Below are 20202 nucleotides of genomic sequence, written 5' to 3' on the forward strand. Positions count from 1 at the left end.
ACTCCTTACTTGGCCAGGGCCAGATGGGCCCGGCGCAAGCGGTAATGGATCAAGGTGTCACTGGCCAGCAGGCTGAACAGCAGCAGGCCCTGGAACACCCCTGTGATGGATTTGGGCAGGCCCAGGCGCGACTGCGCCAGCTCGCCGCCGATATAAAACATGCTCATCAAGAGGCCGGAGAACACAATGCCCACCGGATGCAAACGCCCCACAAAGGCCACGATGATGGCGGCAAAACCATAGCCCGCCGGCACATAGGGCGTCAGCTGGCCCAGGGGCCCGGCCACCTCCAGCGCGCCCGCCAAACCCGCCAAACCACCGGACACCAGCAAGGCCGTCCACAGCGCCCGCTGCGATGAAAAACCCGCATAGCGCGCCGCCGCCGGCGCCAAGCCGCCCACCTGCAGGGCGAAGCCCGCATAGCTGCGGAACATAAACACCCACATGGCCAGCACCGCGCCGGCCGCAATCAACACACCGATGTGCAGACGCGTTCCCTCGATCAGCTTGGGGATCTTGCTGACGGCAAGGAAGCTGATGGACTGGGGAAAGTTATAGCCGGCCGGGTCTTTCCAGGGCCCGTAGACCAAATAGCTCAGCAGCAGATCGGCCACATAGACCAGCATCAGGCTGACCAAAATCTCATTCGCATTGAAGCGCGAGCGCAGGCCGGCCGTGATGGCCGCCCAAGCCATGCCGCCCAGGGTGCCGGCCAGCAGAATCGTCGTTACCAGCAGGACGCGGCTGGAGCCCGCATCGGCCTGCATGGCCACCCAGCCGCCGGCCAGGGCGCCGATGATGAACTGTCCCTCGGCCCCGATATTCCAGACATTGGAGCGAAAGCACAGCGCCAGGCCCAGGGCGATCAGGATCAGCGGCGTGGCCTTCAGGCCTAACTCGCTCCAGGCATAGGCGCTGCGCACGGGCTCCCAGAAGAACATCTGCAGGCCGCGCAGGGGGTCCTTGCCCAAGAGCATAAACAGCGCCACGCCCAGTGCCACGGTGACGGCCAGGGCGAGCAGCGGTGAGGCCAGGGCCATCAGCTTGGAGGGCTGGGGGCGCGCTTCTAACTTAAACATGCTGGGCCACTCCCTGCTGGCGCACATTCCACAGCCCGCTCATCCACTCGCCCACCAACTCGCGATTGGCCTGCGCGATGGGCAGCACCGGCGACAGACGGCCCTGGGCCATCACCACCAGGCGATCACTGATCTCAAACAACTCGTCCAACTCCTCACTCACCACCAAGACGGCGCAGCCGCTGTCACGCAATTTCAGCAACTCGGCGCGAATCTGCGCCGCCGCGCCCACATCCACGCCCCAGGTCGGCTGCGCGATGATCAAAACCTTGGGCGCGGCCGAGATCTCGCGGCCGACGATAAATTTCTGCAGATTGCCACCCGAGAGGCTGCGCGCCGCCGCCCCGGCCCCACCGGCCCGGACGTTGAAGCGGGCGATCAAGCTCTCGGCCAGGTGCTGGACCTGGCCCACCTTGACCCAGCCCCAGCGGTTGATGTTCTCGGTCCGCGTCAGCAAGGTGTTTTGCGCCAGCGACAGATCGGGCACCGCGCCGCGGCCCAAGCGTTCCTCAGGCACAAAGTGCAGGCCCAGATGGCGACGTTTGCGTGCGCTGCTGCGGGCAATGTCTTGGCCGAAGAGTTGGACCGACCCCGGCTCACCCCGCGCATCCTCGCCCGAGAGCGCCGCCATCAACTCCTGCTGACCGTTGCCGGATACGCCAGCCACGCCCAGGATCTCGCCGCTGCGCAGCTCCAACTCCAGATCCACCAAGGTGGTGCCAAAGGCTTGAGACTTGGCCAGGCTGAGCCGACGCAAGGCCAGTGCGGGCAGCTCACCCTTGTGCGCAAGGGCGGCGGCCGGCGCGGCCCGCAGAGGCGGCGGCTCATTGCCTATCATCAGGCGCGAGAGTTCGGCATTGCTCTGCGTGCGCGGGTCCACCTCGCCGGTGACCTTGCCCGCCCGCATCACGGTGCAGTGATCGCATAGCGCGCGAATCTCATCCAGCTTGTGGCTGATGTAGAGGATGGAGCAGCCCTGAGCCGCCAACAAGCGCAGGGTGGCAAACAGCTTGTCCACGGCTTGTGGGGTTAGGACCGAGGTGGGTTCGTCCAGAATCAAGAGCTGGGGCTTGCCCAGCAAGGCCCGTACGATCTCGACCCGCTGGCGCTCGCCCACCGACAAGGTGTGCACCGGCCGCATCGGATCCACCTCCAGGCCGTAGCTCTGCGCCACCTCGCGGATGCGGGCGATCACCTCGGCCAGGCTCAGCGTCTTGTCCAGCCCCAGCCAGACGTTCTCGGCCGCGGTCAGCGTGTCGAACAGCGAGAAATGCTGGTAGACCATGCTGATGCCCAGCGCCCTGGCCTCGGCCGGGCTCTTGAGGGACAAGGCCTGGCCGTTCCAGCGGATCTCGCCGGCGTCGGGCTGTACCGCGCCGTAGATGATCTTCATCAAGGTCGATTTGCCGGCGCCGTTTTCGCCCAGCACGGCGTGGATCTGCCCCGCCGCAACGCTGAGGCTCACCCCATCATTGGCCTTGACGGCCGGGTACTGCTTGCTGATGCCGGTGAGTTCCAGGCGTGGTTTCATCGAAAAGAAAGGGCTGAGAGCAAGGGAGGGGGTGACCGCAAAAACAAAGGGCTTAGCCCTTCATGCCTTCGTCACGCGAATAGCGTATTTTCCCAGACACATAGCTGCGCAGCAGATTGCGCTCGTCAGACAAGCACATCCAGGCGAACACGCGTTCATGCAGACCCCGCACGACCTCGTCCCGCGCCCCTGCCACCGGGCCTTGCGCCCAATCCCACACGCACACATCGGCCAGTGTACCGACGCCGAAGTGCCCCATCTCTTGCGCTAAACCCAGGGCTTCGGCCGCGCCGCGGGTGGCCGCGTAGAGGCCAGACCAGGCCGTCAGCCGCCGCCCCGCCAGCGCCTGGACCTTGTAGGCGTCCAGCAGGTTGCGCTGCATGGACAAGCTGGTGCCGCCGCCCACATCGCTGGCCAGACTGACCTTCACGCCGGCTTGGGCAAGCGCCGGCCAGTCAAACAAACCGCTGCCCAGGAAGAGATTGGAGGAGGGGCAAAACGAGATCTGCGCCCCGCTGCGGGCCAGCGCTTGGCGGTCCGTCTCATCCAGCCAGATGCCATGAGCCAGCAAGGCGCGCGGGTGCAAGAGCCCGACCCGCTCATACACATCCAGATAGCTGCGCGCCGTGGGAAAAAGCTCCGCCACCCAACGCACCTCTTCGCGGTTCTCGGCCACATGGGTTTGCATAAAGAGCGAGGCGTCGGCGCGGCACAGAGCGCCGGCCATGGCCAATTGTTCGGGCGTGCTGGTGGGGGCGAAGCGCGGCGTCACCGCATAGGCCAAGCGCTCGCGGCCATGCCAGCGGGAGATCAGGTCCAGGCAGTCGCGCTCGGCACTGGCCACATCGTCCAGCAAGGCCGCAGGCGCATTGCGGTCCATCAAGACCTTGCCGGTGATCAGGCGCATGCCGCGCTGGGCGCCGGCCTCGAACAAGGCCTCGGCCGAGACCTTGTGCACGGTGGGGAAGACCACCGCCGCCGTCGTGCCATGCGCCAACAAGGCGTCGAGAAAACGCTGAGCGCCCCGCTCGGCCACGGCCGGGTCAGCATAGCGGCACTCGGCCGGGAAGGTGTAGGTATTGAGCCAGTCCAGCAACTCGGCGCCGTAAGAGGCGATCACATCCAGCTGCGGGCAATGCACATGGGTGTCGATAAAGCCCGGCAGGATCAGCCGCCCACTGAAGTCCTGCAGCTCCCAGCCCTCGGCCACATCGGGCGCCTGAACTTGCGTACCCTGCACGCGGCCGTTCTCGATCAAGAGCCAGGTGTCGGGCTGAAAGCGCAGGGTCGAAGTTTCCAGCTCACCCCAAGCGGGCTCGCCAACAAAGTCCAATAAATCGCCGCGCAATGCCAGCTTTTGTAGTGGGGAAACACGGGGGGATTGGGAGGCAGCAGATGACATACCCTGGCATCCTATATCTTTGAGCCCCGCAGCCCTGGCCTTTCCCCATGAGCACAAGCCCCCAAACGCACATCCCGCCACGCGCCATCCGTTTCTTTCAGCGGGGCCAGATCCAGGCCGTGCAAGACCTGGCCCCCACGACCACGGTCTTGCAATGGCTCCGCGAGCACGCGCACTGCACGGGCACGAAGGAGGGTTGCGCCGAGGGCGATTGCGGGGCCTGCACCGTCTTGCTGGGCGAACTGGTGGGCGGCCAGCTGCAGCTGCGCAATGTCAATGCCTGCACCCAGTTTTTGCCCACGCTGGACGGCCAGGCCTTGTTGACGGTGGAGGATCTGGGCAGCAGCGCGGCGCTCAACCCGGTTCAGCGAGCCCTGCTGGACTGCCACGGCAGCCAATGCGGTTTTTGCACCCCCGGCTTTGTGATGAGCTTGCAAGCCTGCTACGAGCGCCACTGCGAAGCCGGCACCCGGCCCACGCGCCAAGAACTGGCCGATGATCTGGCCGGCAATCTCTGCCGCTGCACCGGCTACCGGCCGATTCTGGATGCCGGCCAGGCCATGTTTGAGCGGCCCCAGCAACGCATCGCCACCGCCCCCATTGCCGCCGCACTCCAAGCCCTGCAGCAAGACCCGCCCCTGCACTATGCAGCGGCCAACCCGGCCTACCCAGGGCGCATCGATCACTTCCACGCCCCGCGCACGCTGGAGGCCTTGGCCGAGCTGCGCCAGGCCCTGCCCCAGGCCCGGCTGCTGGCGGGCAGCACCGATATCGGCCTCTGGCATAACAAGCAGTTCCGCGATCTGGGCGACATCATTTACCTCGGCGCCGTCGCCGAGCTGCGCGAGATCCGCAGCCAGGCCTGGCCCGATGGCCGCCCCGGCCTGTGGATAGGCGCGGGCGCGAGGCTGGAAGACGCCTGGGCCGCCTTGACCGAGGCCGCGCCTGAGCTGCGCGAGCTGTGGCTGCGCTTTGCCTCGCCGCCGGTGCGCCAGGCCGGCACCCTGGGCGGCAATATCGCCAATGGCTCGCCCATCGGCGACGGCGCACCGGCGCTGATCGCCCTGGGCGCCGACATCGTGCTGCGCTTGGGCACTGTGCAACGCCGCCTGCCCTTGCAGGACTTCTATCTGGACTATATGAAGAATGCGCTGCTGCCCGGCGAGTTTGTCGAGGCGATGCATCTGCCCCTGCCTGAGGCCACACAGCCCCTGCGCGCCTACAAAATCAGCAAACGCTTTGATAGCGATATCTCCGCCCTCTGCGCCGTCTTCGCCCTGCAGCTGGATGACGACCACACCGTGCGTCAGGCCCGCCTGGTGTTTGGCGGCATGGCTGCCACCGTCAAGCGCGCGGCCACGGCTGAAGCCGCTTTGCTGGGCCAGGCCTGGTCGGCCGAGGCAGCGGCGCGTGCCGCTCAGGCCTTGAGTCAGGACTTCAAGCCCCTGAGCGATATGCGGGCCAGCAGCGACTACCGGCTCAAGGTGGCGCAAAACCTCCTCCACAAGTTCTGGCTGGAGACACGGCCAGACCAGCCCTTGCTGGCGGCGCAAAGCCGGGTCTGGCAAGCCATCAGCACGAACGGGAGCCAGGCATGAGCGCCCCTATCGTTGGCGTCAGCCGTCCGCATGAATCCGCTGCCCTGCATGTCTCGGGCGAGGCTCGCTACTGCGACGATTTGCCCGAACTGCAAGGCACGCTGCACGCGGCCCTGGGCCTCTCACCGGTCGCCCATGGCCGCCTGCTGTCCATCGATCTGGATCTGCTGCGCCGCCAGCCCGGCGTCGTGGCCGTGCTGACGGCGGCCGACATCCCGGGCGAGAACAACTGCGGCCCGCTGCTGCCTGACGACCCCATTCTTGCCGCTGACACACTGAGTTATCTCGGCCAGCCGGTGTTCGCCATCATCGCCAGCACGCGCGAACTGGCGCGGCGCGCGGCGGCGCTGGCCAAGCAGGCGATTCGATTCGAAGCCTTGCCGGCGGTGCTCACCGCACTGGAAGCCCATGCCGCAGGCCAGTATGTGATCCCGCCCATGCATCTGAGCCGTGGCGATGCCAGCGCCGCTCTGCAGGCCGCGCCGCATCGCTTGCAAGGCGAGTGGCGCGTGGGCGGCCAGGAGCAGTTTTATCTGGAAGGCCAGATCAGCTACGCCCTGCCCCAGGAGCAGAACGCCCTGCTCTTGCACTGCTCCACCCAGCACCCCAGCGAGATGCAGCAGCTGGTGGCCCACGCCTTGGCTTGGCAGGCGCATGCGGTGCAGGTGCAGTGCCGGCGCATGGGCGGCGGCTTTGGCGGCAAGGAGTCGCAATCGGCCCTGTTCGCCTGCGTCGCCGCCATCGCCGCGCACAAACTCGCCCGGCCGGTCAAGCTGCGCCTGGACCGCGATGACGACTTCCTCATCACCGGCCGCCGCCACGGCTTTGACTACCTTTGGCAGGTGGGCTTTGACGATGAAGGCCAGATCCTGGCGGCCGAGATCGAGCTGATCGCCAACTGCGGTCACTCGGCCGATCTCTCCGCCCCGGTGATGGCGCGCGCGCTCTGCCATTTCGACAATGCGTACTGGCTGCCCCATGTGGCCATGCACGGCTTTTGCGCCCGCACCAACACCCAGAGCAACACCGCCTTCCGCGGCTTTGGTGGGCCGCAAGGGGCTTTGGCCATCGAGATGATTCTGGACTCGGTGGCGCGCCGCTTGCGGCTGGACCCTTTGCTGGTGCGGCAGCGCAATTTCTATCGCGAGACGGAAGGCCGCAATATCACGCCCTATGGCCAGACGGTTGAAGATAACCAGATCGCCGCGCTGACAGAGCAAGTGGCCCAGAGCAGCGACTACGCGGCCCGCCGCCAGGCCATCGCAGCCTTCAACGCCAGCAGCCCTATTCTGAAAAAAGGCCTAGCGCTGACGCCGGTGAAGTTCGGCATCTCTTTCAATGTGGTCCACCTCAACCAGGCCGGCGCCTTGGTGCACGTCTACACCGATGGTTCGGTCCTGGTCAACCATGGCGGCACCGAGATGGGCCAAGGGCTCAACACCAAGGTGGCCCAGGTCGTCGCCCATGAGCTGGGCCTGGAAGCGGCCGCCGTGCGCTGCAGCGCCACCGACACGCAGAAGATCGCCAACACCTCGGCCACCGCCGCCTCCACCGGCAGCGATCTGAACGGCAAGGCCGCCCAGGATGCTGCACGGCGCATCAAGCAGCGCCTGCTGCCCATCGCGGCCAAGCTGTTGGGCTGTGCGCAAGACCAAGTGCGCTTCGCCCAAGCCCAGGTTCAGGGGGGCGGCAAGAGCGTGAGTTTTCAAACGCTGGTCGCCCAGGCCTATCTGCAGCGGGTGCAGCTCTGGAGCGAAGGTTTCTACGCCACACCCGGCCTGCATTGGGATCGCGAAAAACTGCAGGGCAAGCCCTTTTACTACTTTGCCTACGGCGCGGCCGTGGCCGAGGTCATCATCGACACGCTGACCGGCGAGAACCGCATCTTGCGGGCCGATCTGCTGCACGATGCCGGCCAGTCGCTCAACCCGGCGCTGGACATCGGCCAGGACGAAGGTGCATTCGTGCAGGGCGCCGGTTGGCTGACGACCGAAGAACTCGTTTGGCATCCCAGCAGCGGCCTGCTCACGACCCACGCCCCCAGCACCTACAAAATCCCCACGGCCAATGACATGCCGCCGGACTTCCGCAGCGCCCTCTACCAGCAGCCCAATGCGGCCGACAGCATCCACCGCTCCAAGGCCGTGGGCGAGCCGCCCCTGCTCTTGGGCTTTGCCGTGCTCCTGGCCTTGAAGGATGCGGTGGCGGCTTGCGGCCCGGCGGGCTGCGACCCGCTGCTGCTGGCACCCGCCACGGCCGAGCGGGTGCTGCAGGCGGTCAGCCAAGTCCAGGGCTAAAAAGAAAAAAGCGTGCTGCGCCGCGAGGCGGCAGCACGCTGGCGTTCACTTCAAAGCCTTACTTTGCGACCTTGGGCGCCGGTGGGTTCACCGCGTTGACGGCACTCAGCGCATCGATCAAGCCGAAGCCATCCAGGGGCGAGAAACCCTTGGCAAACAGGCGAGGCTTGAAGGTGGTGCTGAAGGGAATGGTGCTGCCGCCTGGCACGACGACCACACCGCTGACCGTGGCACCGGCCAACAGATCGGCGGCATTGCCACCGCCGCCGGTGGCGCGCTCGTCCCGGTCCACACCAAAGCCGACACTGCTCTTATTGCCGAAGGCACCGGCCGTGAAGTTAAGCGTCAGCTTGTCGAACTGCGTGTTGGCCAAGACACCGGCGCGGGTGAAGCTGATCTGGCCGGCCGTGATGTTTTTCAGCGCGCCCAGGGTCAGGGGGTAACCGGTGGTGGCCGCACGCGGGTCAAACAACATGCCCGGCGCGGGCACGCCCAGGCGCACCCGGGCGGCATTGGCCGTGCTGAGGTCCAGCGTCACGTTTTGCAAGGTGTAGCCGGCCGGGGCCACCATGGACAGCTTGAAGGCATTGGGGTTGAAGGAGCTGGGCGTGTCACCATTGCCTTCCGCCATCACCGTGACCTTGGCCGCCCCGGCCGTGGCCACGGCCTCCACCAGATTGGGCTGCAAGCTGTGCGGCAGGGCCGTGCTCTGCAGCACGCTGCGCACCTGGGCCGGCGTGAGCGAGCCCGGGCCACCGGCTTTTTGCAGCAGCAGCGCTGCCACGGCGGCGGCATGAGGCGCTGCCGCGCTGGTGCCGAAGAAATTGGGGAAGCTGTCGGCGTCCTCGGCCGAATCCGAGCTGAAGAAGGTGGTGTTGACCCCGTCGATGGCGGCCACATCGGGCTTCAGGCGCACCTCTGGCTCGGCCAGGCGGTTGCCGGCACGATCGAAATACATGCGCACCACCCCGGGCGAGCTGAAGGACTCCGGCTGGTAGGTCTGGAACCAGGGGATGGCCGCCGTGCCGATGGCACCGGCCGCCGAGTTGTGGCCATAGGTGACTGGGGTGTTGTAGTCGATGTACTCGGCATTCACTACGCTGCCGAAGAGCACATAACGCAGCTTGCTCGCCACCGGCGTGAGCGGCGCATTGCCCTTGCGCACCACCACCAACTGGTAGGTGCCGCCTGCCGCAGAGATGTATTCCAGCGGCTGGTCGGTGGCCAGATTGTCATCCTTGGACGAATAGACGATGGCCGTGCCCGCGGCATTGAAAAGATAGATGTCGTAGTCGGTCGTGACCTTGCCCGCATCAAAGGGGTCATTCCACTGGAACACCACCCGGCCCGTTCCGCTGAACTGAATGGTTTGACTCACATCCGGCGTGCCCGCGCCGCTGTTGAAGTTGTGCAAGCCGCCGCTGCTGTCGGCGTCGGCAATCAAGCTCAGATCGACGCTCTGGCCGGCCGCCGTGGCCGCCGCCTTGCTGACCGAGCGGAAGTCAGCGAGATAGCCCTGGCTGGCACTGCGATTGCCGGCCGAGGAAAAGTAGGGCACGCCGGCCGCCACCACCTCGTCGGCCGCCTGGGCAATGATGCCGTCGGAGAAGAAGGGCTCGGCCAGATAGATGATGTCATCGACGATCACATCGGCCTTGCAGGCGCCGGACTTGTCGGCCAGGGCGCGGATATTGTTGGCGAAATCCACCTCGGTGCTATAGGCCGTGGCAAAGCAGAGCTTGGCGGCGGGGGCCAGATCATGAACGATCTGGGCCATGGCCCGGCCTTCGTCGCTGCCGCCGGGCTGGTCCACCACCACCACCACGTTCTGGTTATTGCCCAGCGGGTTGCCGGTGCCGGGCAGGTCGCCGCTGGCCACATCGTTGGCAGCCTTGATGGCATTGGTGCTGGTGTTGAAACTGTCGGACATCACGCCCACGGTGATGCCAGCGCCGGTGACGCCCTGGGCATTGACCTGATCGGTGCGCATGGCTGGCGCCCCCTGCGAGGTGGTCGCGCCCACATTGGTTTCCAGGCCCAAGGCCAGCACCACCGAGCGCACGCCCGAGGTCTCGGCCAGGCTGTTGAGCGCGCTGATGGGCACATAGGCCGTCAGCACACCCTTGCGGTATTTATCGCTGGAGGCGAGCACGCGCGAGCCCAGGCTTTCGGTGGCGGCCAGCACCGCCGGCAGAGGCTGCTGCCCGTCCAAGGTGACCTTGACTCGGACCCGCTCCTGGGCATCGAACATCAAGGCGTCGCCGCCTGCGCGCAAGGCCTGCTTGGCGGACAGCACCGCCGTGCGGCCCTTGGCGCCAGCATCCAGGCCCTGCTGCTGAGCCGCCAACTCACGCAGACCCAGACCCAGCTTGGGGCTGGTCTGCGCCACGGCGGACAGTGCCAAAGTGGACAGCGCCAGCGCGATGCTGGTGGCCAGCAGGCTGCCTTGGCTCTTGATTGCCTTTTTGTCTTGTTTCATCGCTCATTCCTCGCAGAAAACCACCAAAGCCAAATGCCCAGGCGGCGAAGCTCCGCATCCAGACCCCAAGGCCTGAACACAGCGAAATAAATTCAGGGAAAAGACCTGGGGCCAAGGGGCCCGAGGCCAGCCGCCTCAGGCCTTGCGCTTGCGCTGGCTCAGGGCCAGGCCGGCCGCGCCCATCAGCATCAGGGCCCAGCTGCTGGGCTCAGGCACGGCGGTCACATTGAGGCCATTGCCATCGGCGCTGATATGGGCCGTGTAGCCCGGCAGGCCTTGCAAGGCACCGGGCGTGGCGCCGTCCAGGGCAAAGCCATCGGCGTAGGAGCTGGTGTTGGCGTAATTGGGATTGGCCACGATGGTCAGCAGATAGTTGCCTGCCGTCAGATTGGCCAGGCGCAGCGTGGCGTCGGCGCTGCTCTGGCCCGCCATGGCGGGGCCAAAGAAGTCATCGTTTTCACCCAGCAGCACGCCGCTGGTGGGGCTGCTCATGGACCAGAGCTGGATCACCGGGTCGAAGTTGCTGCCGTTGTTGAAGGAGTCGGTCCAGAACTTGAAATCACCCACCGCGCTGCTGACGCTGAACTGGATCTTGGCCACGCTATTGTCAAAAGACAGGCTGCCCGCAAAGTCGTACTGCGCCGCTTGCGATAGGCCCGCCGCTGCACTCAGCAGCAAGGCGGCCAAGGTTTTCAAACGCTTGTTCATGCGAAGTTCTCCAGGGTCAAGAGTCATGAGAGAAAGCGCCGCAAGGCACTGGTCCGGCAAGAAGTATTGCCAGCGCTCGCCAAGCCAAGAACCCGGTTTCCCCTGATGAACAGGCAAAACGCACCGCTACTCGCACAACGGACTAGGGGGATCCCGCGGTGATCAGGGCCGTGCTGCGCGCTTGAGCTCCCACTGCGCCAGGGTGAACTCGCGGTAGGGCAAGGCCTGGGTGTCCAGCGTGCGCTCGAACCAAGGTTTGGCCTCGGCACGCTTGCCCTGGGCGGCCAGTTGCTGGCCGATATAGAAATAGGCCTCGGCCAGACGCAGGCGTTCCTGGTCGGGCCGCTCGCGGGCCAGGCGCAACAAGGCATCCCGGTCCAGGCCGCCATTCAGGTAGTGCAGCACGGCACCAGGCCATTTGCCCGCGTCCACCGAAGCCAGCTCAGGCGCGATGGCGGCGCGACCCTTGCCGCCGCCCTGTTGTTCGGCAGCGAAGTAAAGCCATAGCAGGCTGAACTCGCGCTCGGCCCCATTGCTATTGCCCAGGCTTTGGCGCAGGGCCTGCTCGGCCTGGGCGTAGTCGCCCAGCAGATAGTGGGTGCTGGCCAGCCAATTGCCCGCGCTGCTGGCGTCGGGCAAGGTGGCGCGGGTCTGAAAGGCTTGCAAGGCCTCGGCCGGTCGGCCCAGGCCGACCAGGGCCACGCCGCGCGCCTCCCAGGCGCCGCCCAATTCATTCGGGCCGGCGGCTGGGGAATCAATGGCGGCCTGAGCATCATTCAAGCCCGCGGTGAAATGGCCCAAGAGGTTGTTGGCCTGGCCGCGCTCCACCAGCAGCTGGGCGGCCCAGCGGCTCTTGGGGTCCAGCTTGGGCAGCACCGAGGTGGCCGCGACACGGTTGATCTCGTTTTGCTGCAGGATCTGAAACAAGGCATCGGGCTGGCCTTTTCTGAACTTGGCCAACCAACGGTCGCTGTCGGCAAACTGGCCTTGCAAGGCCTTGGTGTCGAGCAGGTTCAGGCGCAGGCGATTGCCGGTGATCTGCCGCGCCTTGGCCACGCGCTCACGAAAAGCCTCCAGATCGGCCGGCAGCACCTCGTCGCTGAGGCGCTCGAACTTGCTGGCGATGGTGATCTTGTTGTCTTGCAGCTCCAGCCGGGTGGAGAGCTTGAAATGCTTGTCCCCCACCTGCTGCACCGGCGGCGGCTGGCCGACAAAGGCGCGCGGCGCCAGCAAGACCAGCTGGCGGTCCACCGCCGAGGTCTGCTCCAGCATAAAGGGCATGCGGCGCTTGGCCTCGGGCGGCAGCTGCAATAGATCGGCCATCTCGGCGGCGGGCAGTTCCAGCTCCAGGCCGCCGCGCGTGTACGCGCCCATGCCGGGGTTTTGGAAGCTCATGCGCAGCTCTAACTGATTGCTCTGACGGTCATCCAGCAACTCGGGCTGGCCCACCGTCTGCAAGCCGGGCAGCTGGCGCAGATAGGCCCCGGCCATGGCCTGGGCGATGCGATCCACCCCGGCATTGGCAAAGCCGGCCCGCCAGCGCTCGGCGGCCAGGCCACGGGCGATCAGGGCCGTCTTGAGCTGGGGCGCCTGCTGCAAATCGTGCAGATCCCAGTCCTGGCGATAACTCAGGCTGTCCTCGGCAAAGCTGGGCGGCATCACCGTTTGCAAGGCGAGCTCGCCGCCCGGCTTGGCTCCGCCCACCACCAGGCCCAGGCCATAGGGGTAGTAGCCGCGTTTTTGCAGGCTCAGGCCTTGGTTGGCGATGGTGGGGTCCAAAAAGTACAGCTGCTCGCCCACTTGCACCCGGCTGATGACGTGGTCGAACTGATCGTGCGCCGGCAGGTAATTGGCCAGGCCACGGTTGCGCGCCATCGAGACCAGGGTGGGGCGAGCCTCGAAACCCAGGCCGCCGAGCAAGGCATTGAGCAGCATGACCTTGTCCTTGCAGTCGCCCAGGCGCTCGCTCAGGGTGCGCGAGGCGGGCTTGGGGCGATGCGAGCTCTCACCCAGGCTGGCCGAGAAGTAGCGCACCTCGTCCTGCACAAAGCGCAGGGCGGCCGCCACCGTCTGCTCAGGCGGCAAGCCCAGGGCGCGCAGGGCCGCCACCTGCTCGGCCAGCTTGGCCGTGGCCGGCGTGCCGCTGGGCTCGGGCATGAAAAGGCCTTGGGCCCATTGGTCCAACTCGGCCCAGCTGGCGTACTCGGTGATCTGCAAGGCCGGGTAGACCTTGAACCAGGGCGGCGTGCCGGCCTCGGCCAGCACCGGGGCCACCTGCTCGCGCAGCACGCGCAAGACCTGCTGGCCGCCCTCCTCCAGGCGCTCGGGCTGCAGCTGCGCGCCAATGCCGCGGGTGTAGAACTTGCGGCCCTGGGGCGCTTCCACGCGCAGATGCAGCTGATCGATGGGGGTGTCGGCCGCCAGCTGCAAGAGCGTCGAAAAGCGATGCTCGTAAATCGGGTTCTCGCCCTCCACCGTGTAGGCCATCTCCACCACATCGCCCACCCGCACATCGTTCAGCACGACCAGGGCGGTGCGCACGCCATCGATCATCTGCTGTTCCAGCTGCTGCTCGCGCCGCATGATTTCGATGCGGGCGTTCTTGAGCCGGTCCAGGCGCTGACCCTCGCGCAGCACGCTGGCGCTGTGGATCACCAGGGTCTGGTAAGCCGGATTGAAGCTGATCTGAGGCTCCGAGACCTCGCGCAGGGTGGAGCTGTCCAGGGCCTGGGTGTGCAGGCGAAAAAAGCTCTGGCTGTCCTTGGCCTGCAAATGGATCTGCACGTCCACCAGACGATCGCGCCTGGCTCTTGCGCCGCTGGGGCTCGTTGCCTCGGGTCCGCTGGTCAGAGCCGGAGCCGGGGCCGCCTGCGGCAGGCCGGGAATATTCCCCAGCGTCGCGGTGCCAGCCTTGGCCGAGGCCGCCGCAGCGGCAACGCCTGAGGGCGCGGGCACTGGCTTCACCCAGGCCGGCATTGGGCCAAAGCGATAACCGGCACCGGCCACTGGGGCGGGATAGGGGCTGTCCTTGGCTTTGGCGTTTTTGCTGGCGGCTTTGTCGGCCAGCTGGGCCTTGGCAGCAGGCGTGCTCGCCTTGAGCGGGGCTTGCGCCCAGCTGGGGCCTGCTGCCAGCATCAGACTCAAGCTCAGCGGCAGGCTCGCTGCCAGCACCGTCTTGCGCCAATCAATAGTTCGCCGCATCAACAAGCCCTCCCCTGGCTTCGCAGAGCGGGGCGAAGCCCCAGCCTATGGGGCTGATTGTGCGGTAAGTGGAGAGCCCCGCCGGGCTAGCGTTGTCGCCTGAAAACCTCAGTGCAGCAGCTGCTCCACATCACTGGACACATCGCCCGCGGCCACCAGCTTGGCTTCCAAAAAGGCCAGGTCCAGATGCAGATGCTCCACGAGCTCGGGCACGGCAGCATTCAAGGCCGCCACCGGCTGGTCGTGCTGCTGAGCCGCGTCAGCCAGCACCTCGGCCATGTGAAGCACCGCGGCCATCAGGGAGAAAGGTCGGCTCTCCATCGGCGCATTGGCATCGGTAAAGGCCTGCACCATCAGCTTGGGGAAATGCCAGTGCGAGGCCAGGGAGGCCGTCACATCCGCATGGCTGCAATCAAAGCGATGCTGCTCCAGTGAGTAACGGCTGCCCGGCTCCACCGCCAGAGTCTCCACCTCGCCCACCAGATCGGGTTCGCTCAAGGCCATCAGGATCTGGCCGGTGCGCAGCATCAGGCCACAGAGGTAGGCGGTGTCGGCGTCCAGATGCACCATCTTGGCCAGGATGCGGGCATAGGCCGCGGTGGCGATGCTGTGGCGCCAAAAAGCCGCCCGGTCCAGGCCCTTGACATTGGGGAAGGCGCCCGACAAGCAGGCCGCCAGCGAAAGATTGCGCAAGGTCTCCAGGCCCAGGGCGGCGGCGGCGTCCTGCAGGCTGGCAATCTGGTGCGAGGGGCTGTAGCGAGCCGAGTTGGCCAGGCGCAAGACCTTGGCCGAGAGGCCGGAGTCCTTGCCGATCAGATCGGCAATCGCGGCCAGGCTGACGTTATCGTCATCGAAGCTGCGTATCAGGCGATTCGCCACCTCGGGCATGGTGGGGATGGCGGTGCTTTTCTGGAAAAATTTCTCGGCGGCAAGACTCACAGCAGAACTCCTCAGCTCAGACCTTGGGACCGGTAAACGGTGGGGCATGCGCGGGCCCGAAGGGCCTGGGCGCTGCTGCAGTCTACGCTTGAGAGTGCGCGAACGCCGCACACAAATAACAAGGAATCACCCTGCACTCCGCCAACAAATCACGGCCCGCCGCAGCAGCTTCGCGACTCAGGCCTGGACCAGGGCGCGCAGTGCCGCCGAATTGAGCAGTTTGATGGAGTAGCCACGCACCTCGATCAGGCCGGCGCTCATCAGCTGGCGCAAAAGCCGGGACAGGGTCTCGGGCGTGATGGCCAGCTGGGCCGCCAGCTCGCGCTTGCGTTCGCGCAGGGCCACATCGCCATCGGGCGCGGCGGCCCGTGAGAGCAACCAGGTGATCAAGCGCTTTTGCGCGTCCTTGGCCATCAAATCATGGGTGGCCCCGGTGAGTTTTTGCACCGTCTGGGCCAGCGCCATCAGCAGGCGCTCGCTCATATCGGGAAAGCGCTGCAACAAAGGCCGCAGGCCGCTCAGCGGGATCTCCAGCAAGACGGCCGGGCCCATGGCTTGCGCGTCTTGTCCGTGGCCGGCGCCCACCCACGCGCTGCTGAGATCCAGCCAGGCCGGGCCATGCACGCTGCGCTCCAGATGGAATTGCTGGTCCGCAGCCATGCTGCCCAGGCCCACCACACCGTCCAAGACGGCGACCAATTGCTCGGCCGCCTGCGTTTTCTGGAACACCAACTCGCCCGGCGCTACCCGACGGCAGCGGCCCAGGGCCTCCAAGGCCTGCAACTCATTCAGGCTTAGTGCGGGGCTGCCCATCACGGCCGCCCATTGCTCGGCGCTGACCCTGAGCTCAGCGATAGGCGTGCTGCGCCTGCTGCTCAGACTCTCACCGGAACGAAGCAAGGCCCGGCTGGCGAGCTTGGGTTCGGGCGGGACGGGAAGTGGGCTGGGGCTAGCGCTGGGGCTGACGTTCAGGGCGGTAGTTTCCACGGCAGGGCGGTCCGGAAGTCGGTGCATAGCGGCGACTTTCAGGCTTTTGCCCGGGACTGTCTTTGAGCGAAGTCAAATGGCGGCGCGACCTCAGCGCCCGCGCCCCGCTCTTTTCACGCCCTTTTTGCGACAAACCAAACTCAAAGAATCAGCAGCGCGCGGAAGTCGTTCACATTCGTGAAAGTAGGCCCGGGGCTGACCAGATCCCCCAGAGGCGCGAAAAAGCTCAGCGCATCGTGCGCGTCCAGCGCCGTCTGCGCGCTCAGGCCCAGGGCGCGGGCGCGGGCCAGGCTGCTGGGAGTTAGCAGGGCGCCGGCGTTCTCACCCACGCCGTCGATGCCGTCGGTATCGGCCGCCAGCACATGGACGCCGGGCTCGCCCCCTTGCTCGGTGGCCAGGGCCAGGGCGCAGCCCAGCAGGAACTCGGTGGCCCGCCCGCCCTGCCCGGGCTTTCTGCCCGGCGCCACGGTCACGGTCGTCTCGCCGCCGGAGAGGATCACGCAGGGCTTGGCAAAAGGCTCGCCGCGCCTAGCCACCGCGCGGGCCAGGGCACCATGCATGCGACCGATATCGCGCGACTCGCCCTCGATCTCATCGCTGAGGATGTGGGCCGGCAAACCCATGGCGCGCGCGGCCTCGGCCGCGGCCTGCAAGCTCATCTGCGGCGTGGCCAGCAGGGTGAGTTGCTGATTTTCAAAGCACGCATCACCGGGCTTTGGCGTCTCAAACGCCCCGGAACGCAGGCCTTGCAAGGCCGCGCTGGGCAACTGAATGCGGTAGCGCTGGCAGATGGCCAGGGCATCGGCGCAGCTCGTGGCATCGGCCACGGTGGGGCCAGAAGCGATGATGGAGGGATCGTCGCCCGGCACATCGCTGATCAGCAAGGTATGTACCCGCGCCGGCGCGCAAGCCGCCGCCAGGCGCCCGCCCTTGATGGCCGAGAGATGCTTGCGCACGCAATTCATCTCGCTGATAGAGGCCCCACATTGCAGCAGGGCGCGATTGATTTGCTGCTTATCGGCCAAACTCAGGCCCGGGGCCGGCAAGCTGAGCAGGGCCGAACCGCCGCCGCTGATCAAGCAAATCACCAGATCCTGCGGACCCAAGCCTTCGGTCAGCGCCAATAAACGAGCACTGGCCGCCTGGCCTGCGGCATCCGGGACGGGGTGAGCCGCCTCCACCAGCTCGATGCGCTTAGGGCGGTAGTCCGGCGGGCAATGGCCGTAGCGGGTGATGACCAGGCCAGACAGGGTCAGGTCTTGCGGCCATAGCTGCTCCAGGCTCTGCGCCATCGCCCCACCCGCCTTGCCGGCACCCAACACCAGGGTGCGGCCCTCACCCGGCTTGGGTGCCAGCGCCAACAACTCGGGCAGCAGGGCCGGCATCACTTGGCTGGGCAGCGCCCGCCCCACGGCGGCGGCGTAGAGCTGCTGCAGCAAGTCGCGAGGCGGCGGGAGTGAAGCGAGGGGCGATTGGGGCGTGGCGGCATTCATCGGGCGATTATGGAAGCATCGCCACGATGCTAGTCGCTTGGCCCATCAGGCCCGACGGCGCCGCTGCAAAAGACCAAACAGGCCCAGGCCAGCCAAGAACAGGGCGTAGCTGGCGGGCTCGGGCACGGCGGTGACGGTGCGCATGAAGTAGCTTTGGCCTTGGCAGGCGGCCGGGCTATCGCCATTACAGGTCGTGGCCGGAAAGACCACGCTGCTCAGGCTCGTGCCATCGGCGCTTTCTCCATACACATTCAGCCACAACACACTGCGGTAGAAGAAGTAGTCACCGGCTGCGACGGGCCCCGCCGTAGGTTTGAACGTGCCGAAGAGATAGTCCTGATGGGCACCTGCGGCAAGAGAATAAGGTTGCCCGAAGGGATTGTCAGCAAAGCTGAATGTGTAAGGCGGGCCCGCAAGACACCCACCCACAGCGGTGAAGTTGCCGCTGCAACCGAAGCCGACCGAGAGATAAAAACTACTGTAGTTGGCAAACGGCATGTAGATCGGTTGACCGTTGGCATCATTGCCGGCGAAGCCCTCAAGCGGCAAGTCAGCAGCATTCATGCCCCCCAAGGGCAGGCTGTTGTCCACCACAAAACTCTGCGTGGCGTCCGTATTAACCAAACGCAAATAGACATCGATGGAGTCATTGGCACCCACGGTGCCGGTGGGCTGCAAGAAACTCAGCGACAGCGAAGACCAAGCGGCCTGCGCCTGGGCAGGTGCCGCCAGCGTGAAGCTGAGCGCAGCGCCCGCAGCCAGTGTCTGAAGCAATCTCGAAATCACGCGTGGGAGAAACTTCATGGCGAATCCTTTGAGAACAAGCAAGCAAAAAGGACCTGAACTGAGCACAGAGCTGGGTCTGCCGTTCTCGTCGTCTCCGTCAGACTCGACCCAGCCCGGCGACCCCGCCAGGCATGACGATGCCAGCGCCAAGGTCAAAAATTCTTCCGTGGCAGCGCCATTTAACGCCGCGGTCTCAGGCTCTCACCATCCCTAACTCTCCCGCGCGCTTCAACGCTTTTGATGATGTAGCTCAAACAATGAGCCAGCTCATGGCTTAGCGTTTTTTGCCTCAAACCACCGCCCCAGCACCGCCCGCTCCTGCTCGGTGATCTGCGTGGCATTGTTAAGCGGCATCAGCTTCAAGACCACCGCCTGCTGGTACAGGGCTTGCGCGTTCTGCTCGATCAAGGCCGGCGTGTGGAGCTGGATGTTCTTCTGTGAGAGCGCCTCGTTGTGGCACATCTGGCAGCGCTGGGCGACGATGGCTTGCACCTGAGCAATGTTTGGAGTGGCCGGAACTTCCTTGCCCGCGCCCTGCCGGTCCGCCGAGACCGTGGGCGCCAGGGCCACGATCAAGGCACCGAGCAGAATCAAGGCCGCCAGCACCAGGCCCCAGGCATTGACGCCTTTGTGGCGCTTGACGAAGTAGCTGCGGATCAACACGCCAGCCAGCATCAAGGTGATCAGAACGGCCCAGTTCCAGCGCGCGCTGTAGAGCATGCCGTAATGGTTGCTGAGCATGGCCACCAACACAGGCAGGCCGAAGTAGGTGTTGTGCACGCTGCGCTGCTTGCCGCGTTGGCCGTGCAGCGGGCTGGGTGTGCGGCCGGCCCGCATATCGGCAATCACCTCCTTCTGGCCCGGGATGATCCAGAAGAAGACATTGGCGCTCATCATGGTGGCCAGCATGGCGCCGATGATCAAGAAGGCCGCACGCCCGGCAAACAGCTGGCAAGCGGCCCAGGTCGCCAGGGCCACAAAGACGGCGATCAAGCCCAGCACCAGGCCGTCATTGCCGATGGCACCGGTCTGGCGGTCACGGCCAAAGCGACGGCAAATCTGGTCATAGACCAACCAGCCCGCGGCCAGGAAACCCAGGGCCGCAGCAATCGCCGCGGCAGGCGTCCAGTCCAACACCCGTTTGTCGATCAGAAAGCTGCTGGCATTGAAGAGATAGAGCACGACGAAGAGCGCGAATCCGCTCATCCAGGTCCAGTAGCTCTCCCAGTAAAACCAGTGCAGATGCTGGGGCAGATGGCTGGGCGCCACCATGTACTTTTGCGGGTTGTAAAAGCCGCCGCCATGCACGGCCCACAACTCACCGTCCACACCCTTGGCCTGCAGGGCCTGGTCGCTGGGCTTGAGCAAATGGTTGTCCAGCCAGACAAAGTAGAAGGAAGCGCCAATCCAGGCAATGCCCACGATCACATGCAGCCAACGCAGAAGCAGATTGGCCCAGTCGAGCAGATAGCTTTCCATGCAAGGTCCAAGCGAAGGCGGCTCACCACAAAGCGGGCGCTGTGAGCCGCGGTTTCCGGTCGCGTCCACTTTCACGCCGCTGCGACCCGATAGGCTTGGGGCCAGTGTAGCCAGCCGCCACAAGCGAAACGCCCGTGCAAGCACGGGCGTTTTCCTGGGGGTCTCGAAGCGCAATCAGGCGCTAGGAGTCTGCGCGGCAGAAGAGGCGTCGGCTGCGAAGTGG

The 20202-nt window shown here is 65.7% G+C and carries 13 protein-coding genes; 2 read left to right on the plus strand and 11 right to left on the minus strand.

From position 1 onward, the window contains the following. Positions 1–5 precede the first annotated feature (5 nt). The 3 genes from DBR47_RS07260 to guaD are packed head-to-tail and all read right to left on the minus strand — an operon-like array spanning position 6 to position 4012. Positions 6–1079 (minus strand): ABC transporter permease, encoded by a 1074-nt coding sequence (locus DBR47_RS07260; protein WP_124448421.1) that lies wholly within the window; start codon positions 1077–1079, stop codon positions 6–8. Then, on the minus strand, positions 1072–2610 hold the full coding sequence (locus tag DBR47_RS07265; RefSeq protein WP_124448423.1) for an ABC transporter ATP-binding protein: 1539 nt from the start codon (positions 2608–2610) through the stop codon (positions 1072–1074). Before DBR47_RS07265 ends, DBR47_RS07260 begins: the two co-directional genes overlap by 8 nt. A 52-nt stretch (positions 2611–2662) precedes the next feature. Next, positions 2663–4012, minus strand: a complete 1350-nt coding sequence (gene guaD, locus DBR47_RS07270) for a guanine deaminase (protein WP_124448425.1) — start codon at positions 4010–4012, stop codon at positions 2663–2665. A 47-nt stretch (positions 4013–4059) separates the two neighbouring features. Here guaD and xdhA point away from each other — a divergent pair, with 47 nt between their 5' ends. Next, the gene (xdhA, locus tag DBR47_RS07275; protein WP_124448427.1) at positions 4060–5610 is read left to right on the plus strand and encodes a xanthine dehydrogenase small subunit; all 1551 of its coding nucleotides are present in this window, start codon (positions 4060–4062) and stop codon (positions 5608–5610) included. Beyond that, positions 5607–7907: a xanthine dehydrogenase molybdopterin binding subunit gene (gene xdhB / locus DBR47_RS07280; RefSeq protein WP_124448429.1), complete on the plus strand. Its 2301-nt coding sequence runs from the start codon at positions 5607–5609 to the stop codon at positions 7905–7907. The genes xdhA and xdhB overlap by 4 nt, the downstream gene beginning before the upstream one ends. Before the next feature lie 58 nt (positions 7908–7965). Here the strand turns inward: xdhB and DBR47_RS07285 are convergent, their stop codons facing one another. From DBR47_RS07285 to DBR47_RS07320, 8 genes are all read right to left on the minus strand, one after another. Continuing rightward, a complete protein-coding gene (locus DBR47_RS07285) occupies positions 7966–10386 on the minus strand; it encodes a S8 family serine peptidase (RefSeq protein WP_124448431.1) in 2421 nt (806 codons plus the stop codon). A 135-nt stretch (positions 10387–10521) separates the two neighbouring features. After that, entirely contained in the window at positions 10522–11094 is a 573-nt protein-coding gene (locus DBR47_RS07290; protein WP_197046916.1) for a DVUA0089 family protein, read from the minus strand. Between the two features lie 162 nt (positions 11095–11256). After that, entirely contained in the window at positions 11257–14295 is a 3039-nt protein-coding gene (locus DBR47_RS07295) for a DUF3857 domain-containing protein (protein WP_124448436.1), read from the minus strand. A gap of 108 nt (positions 14296–14403) precedes the next feature. Beyond that, complete coding sequence (locus tag DBR47_RS07300; RefSeq protein WP_197046917.1) at positions 14404–15234, minus strand: HDOD domain-containing protein; 831 nt, start codon at positions 15232–15234, stop codon at positions 14404–14406. A gap of 177 nt (positions 15235–15411) precedes the next feature. Further along, a complete protein-coding gene (locus DBR47_RS07305) occupies positions 15412–16221 on the minus strand; it encodes a Crp/Fnr family transcriptional regulator (protein WP_197046918.1) in 810 nt (269 codons plus the stop codon). A 140-nt stretch (positions 16222–16361) separates the two neighbouring features. Next, the gene (locus tag DBR47_RS07310; protein WP_124448442.1) at positions 16362–17714 is read right to left on the minus strand and encodes a glycerate kinase; all 1353 of its coding nucleotides are present in this window, start codon (positions 17712–17714) and stop codon (positions 16362–16364) included. Between the two features lie 45 nt (positions 17715–17759). Continuing rightward, positions 17760–18656 (minus strand): PEP-CTERM sorting domain-containing protein, encoded by an 897-nt coding sequence (locus DBR47_RS07315; RefSeq protein ID WP_231512174.1) that lies wholly within the window; start codon positions 18654–18656, stop codon positions 17760–17762. A 111-nt stretch (positions 18657–18767) separates the two neighbouring features. Further along, positions 18768–19979 (minus strand): urate hydroxylase PuuD, encoded by a 1212-nt coding sequence (locus DBR47_RS07320; protein ID WP_124448444.1) that lies wholly within the window; start codon positions 19977–19979, stop codon positions 18768–18770. Positions 19980–20202: the final 223 nt, after the last annotated feature.

It is taken from the genome of Paucibacter sp. KBW04 (assembly GCF_003852425.1).
GTDB lineage: Bacteria > Pseudomonadota > Gammaproteobacteria > Burkholderiales > Burkholderiaceae_C > Paucibacter_A.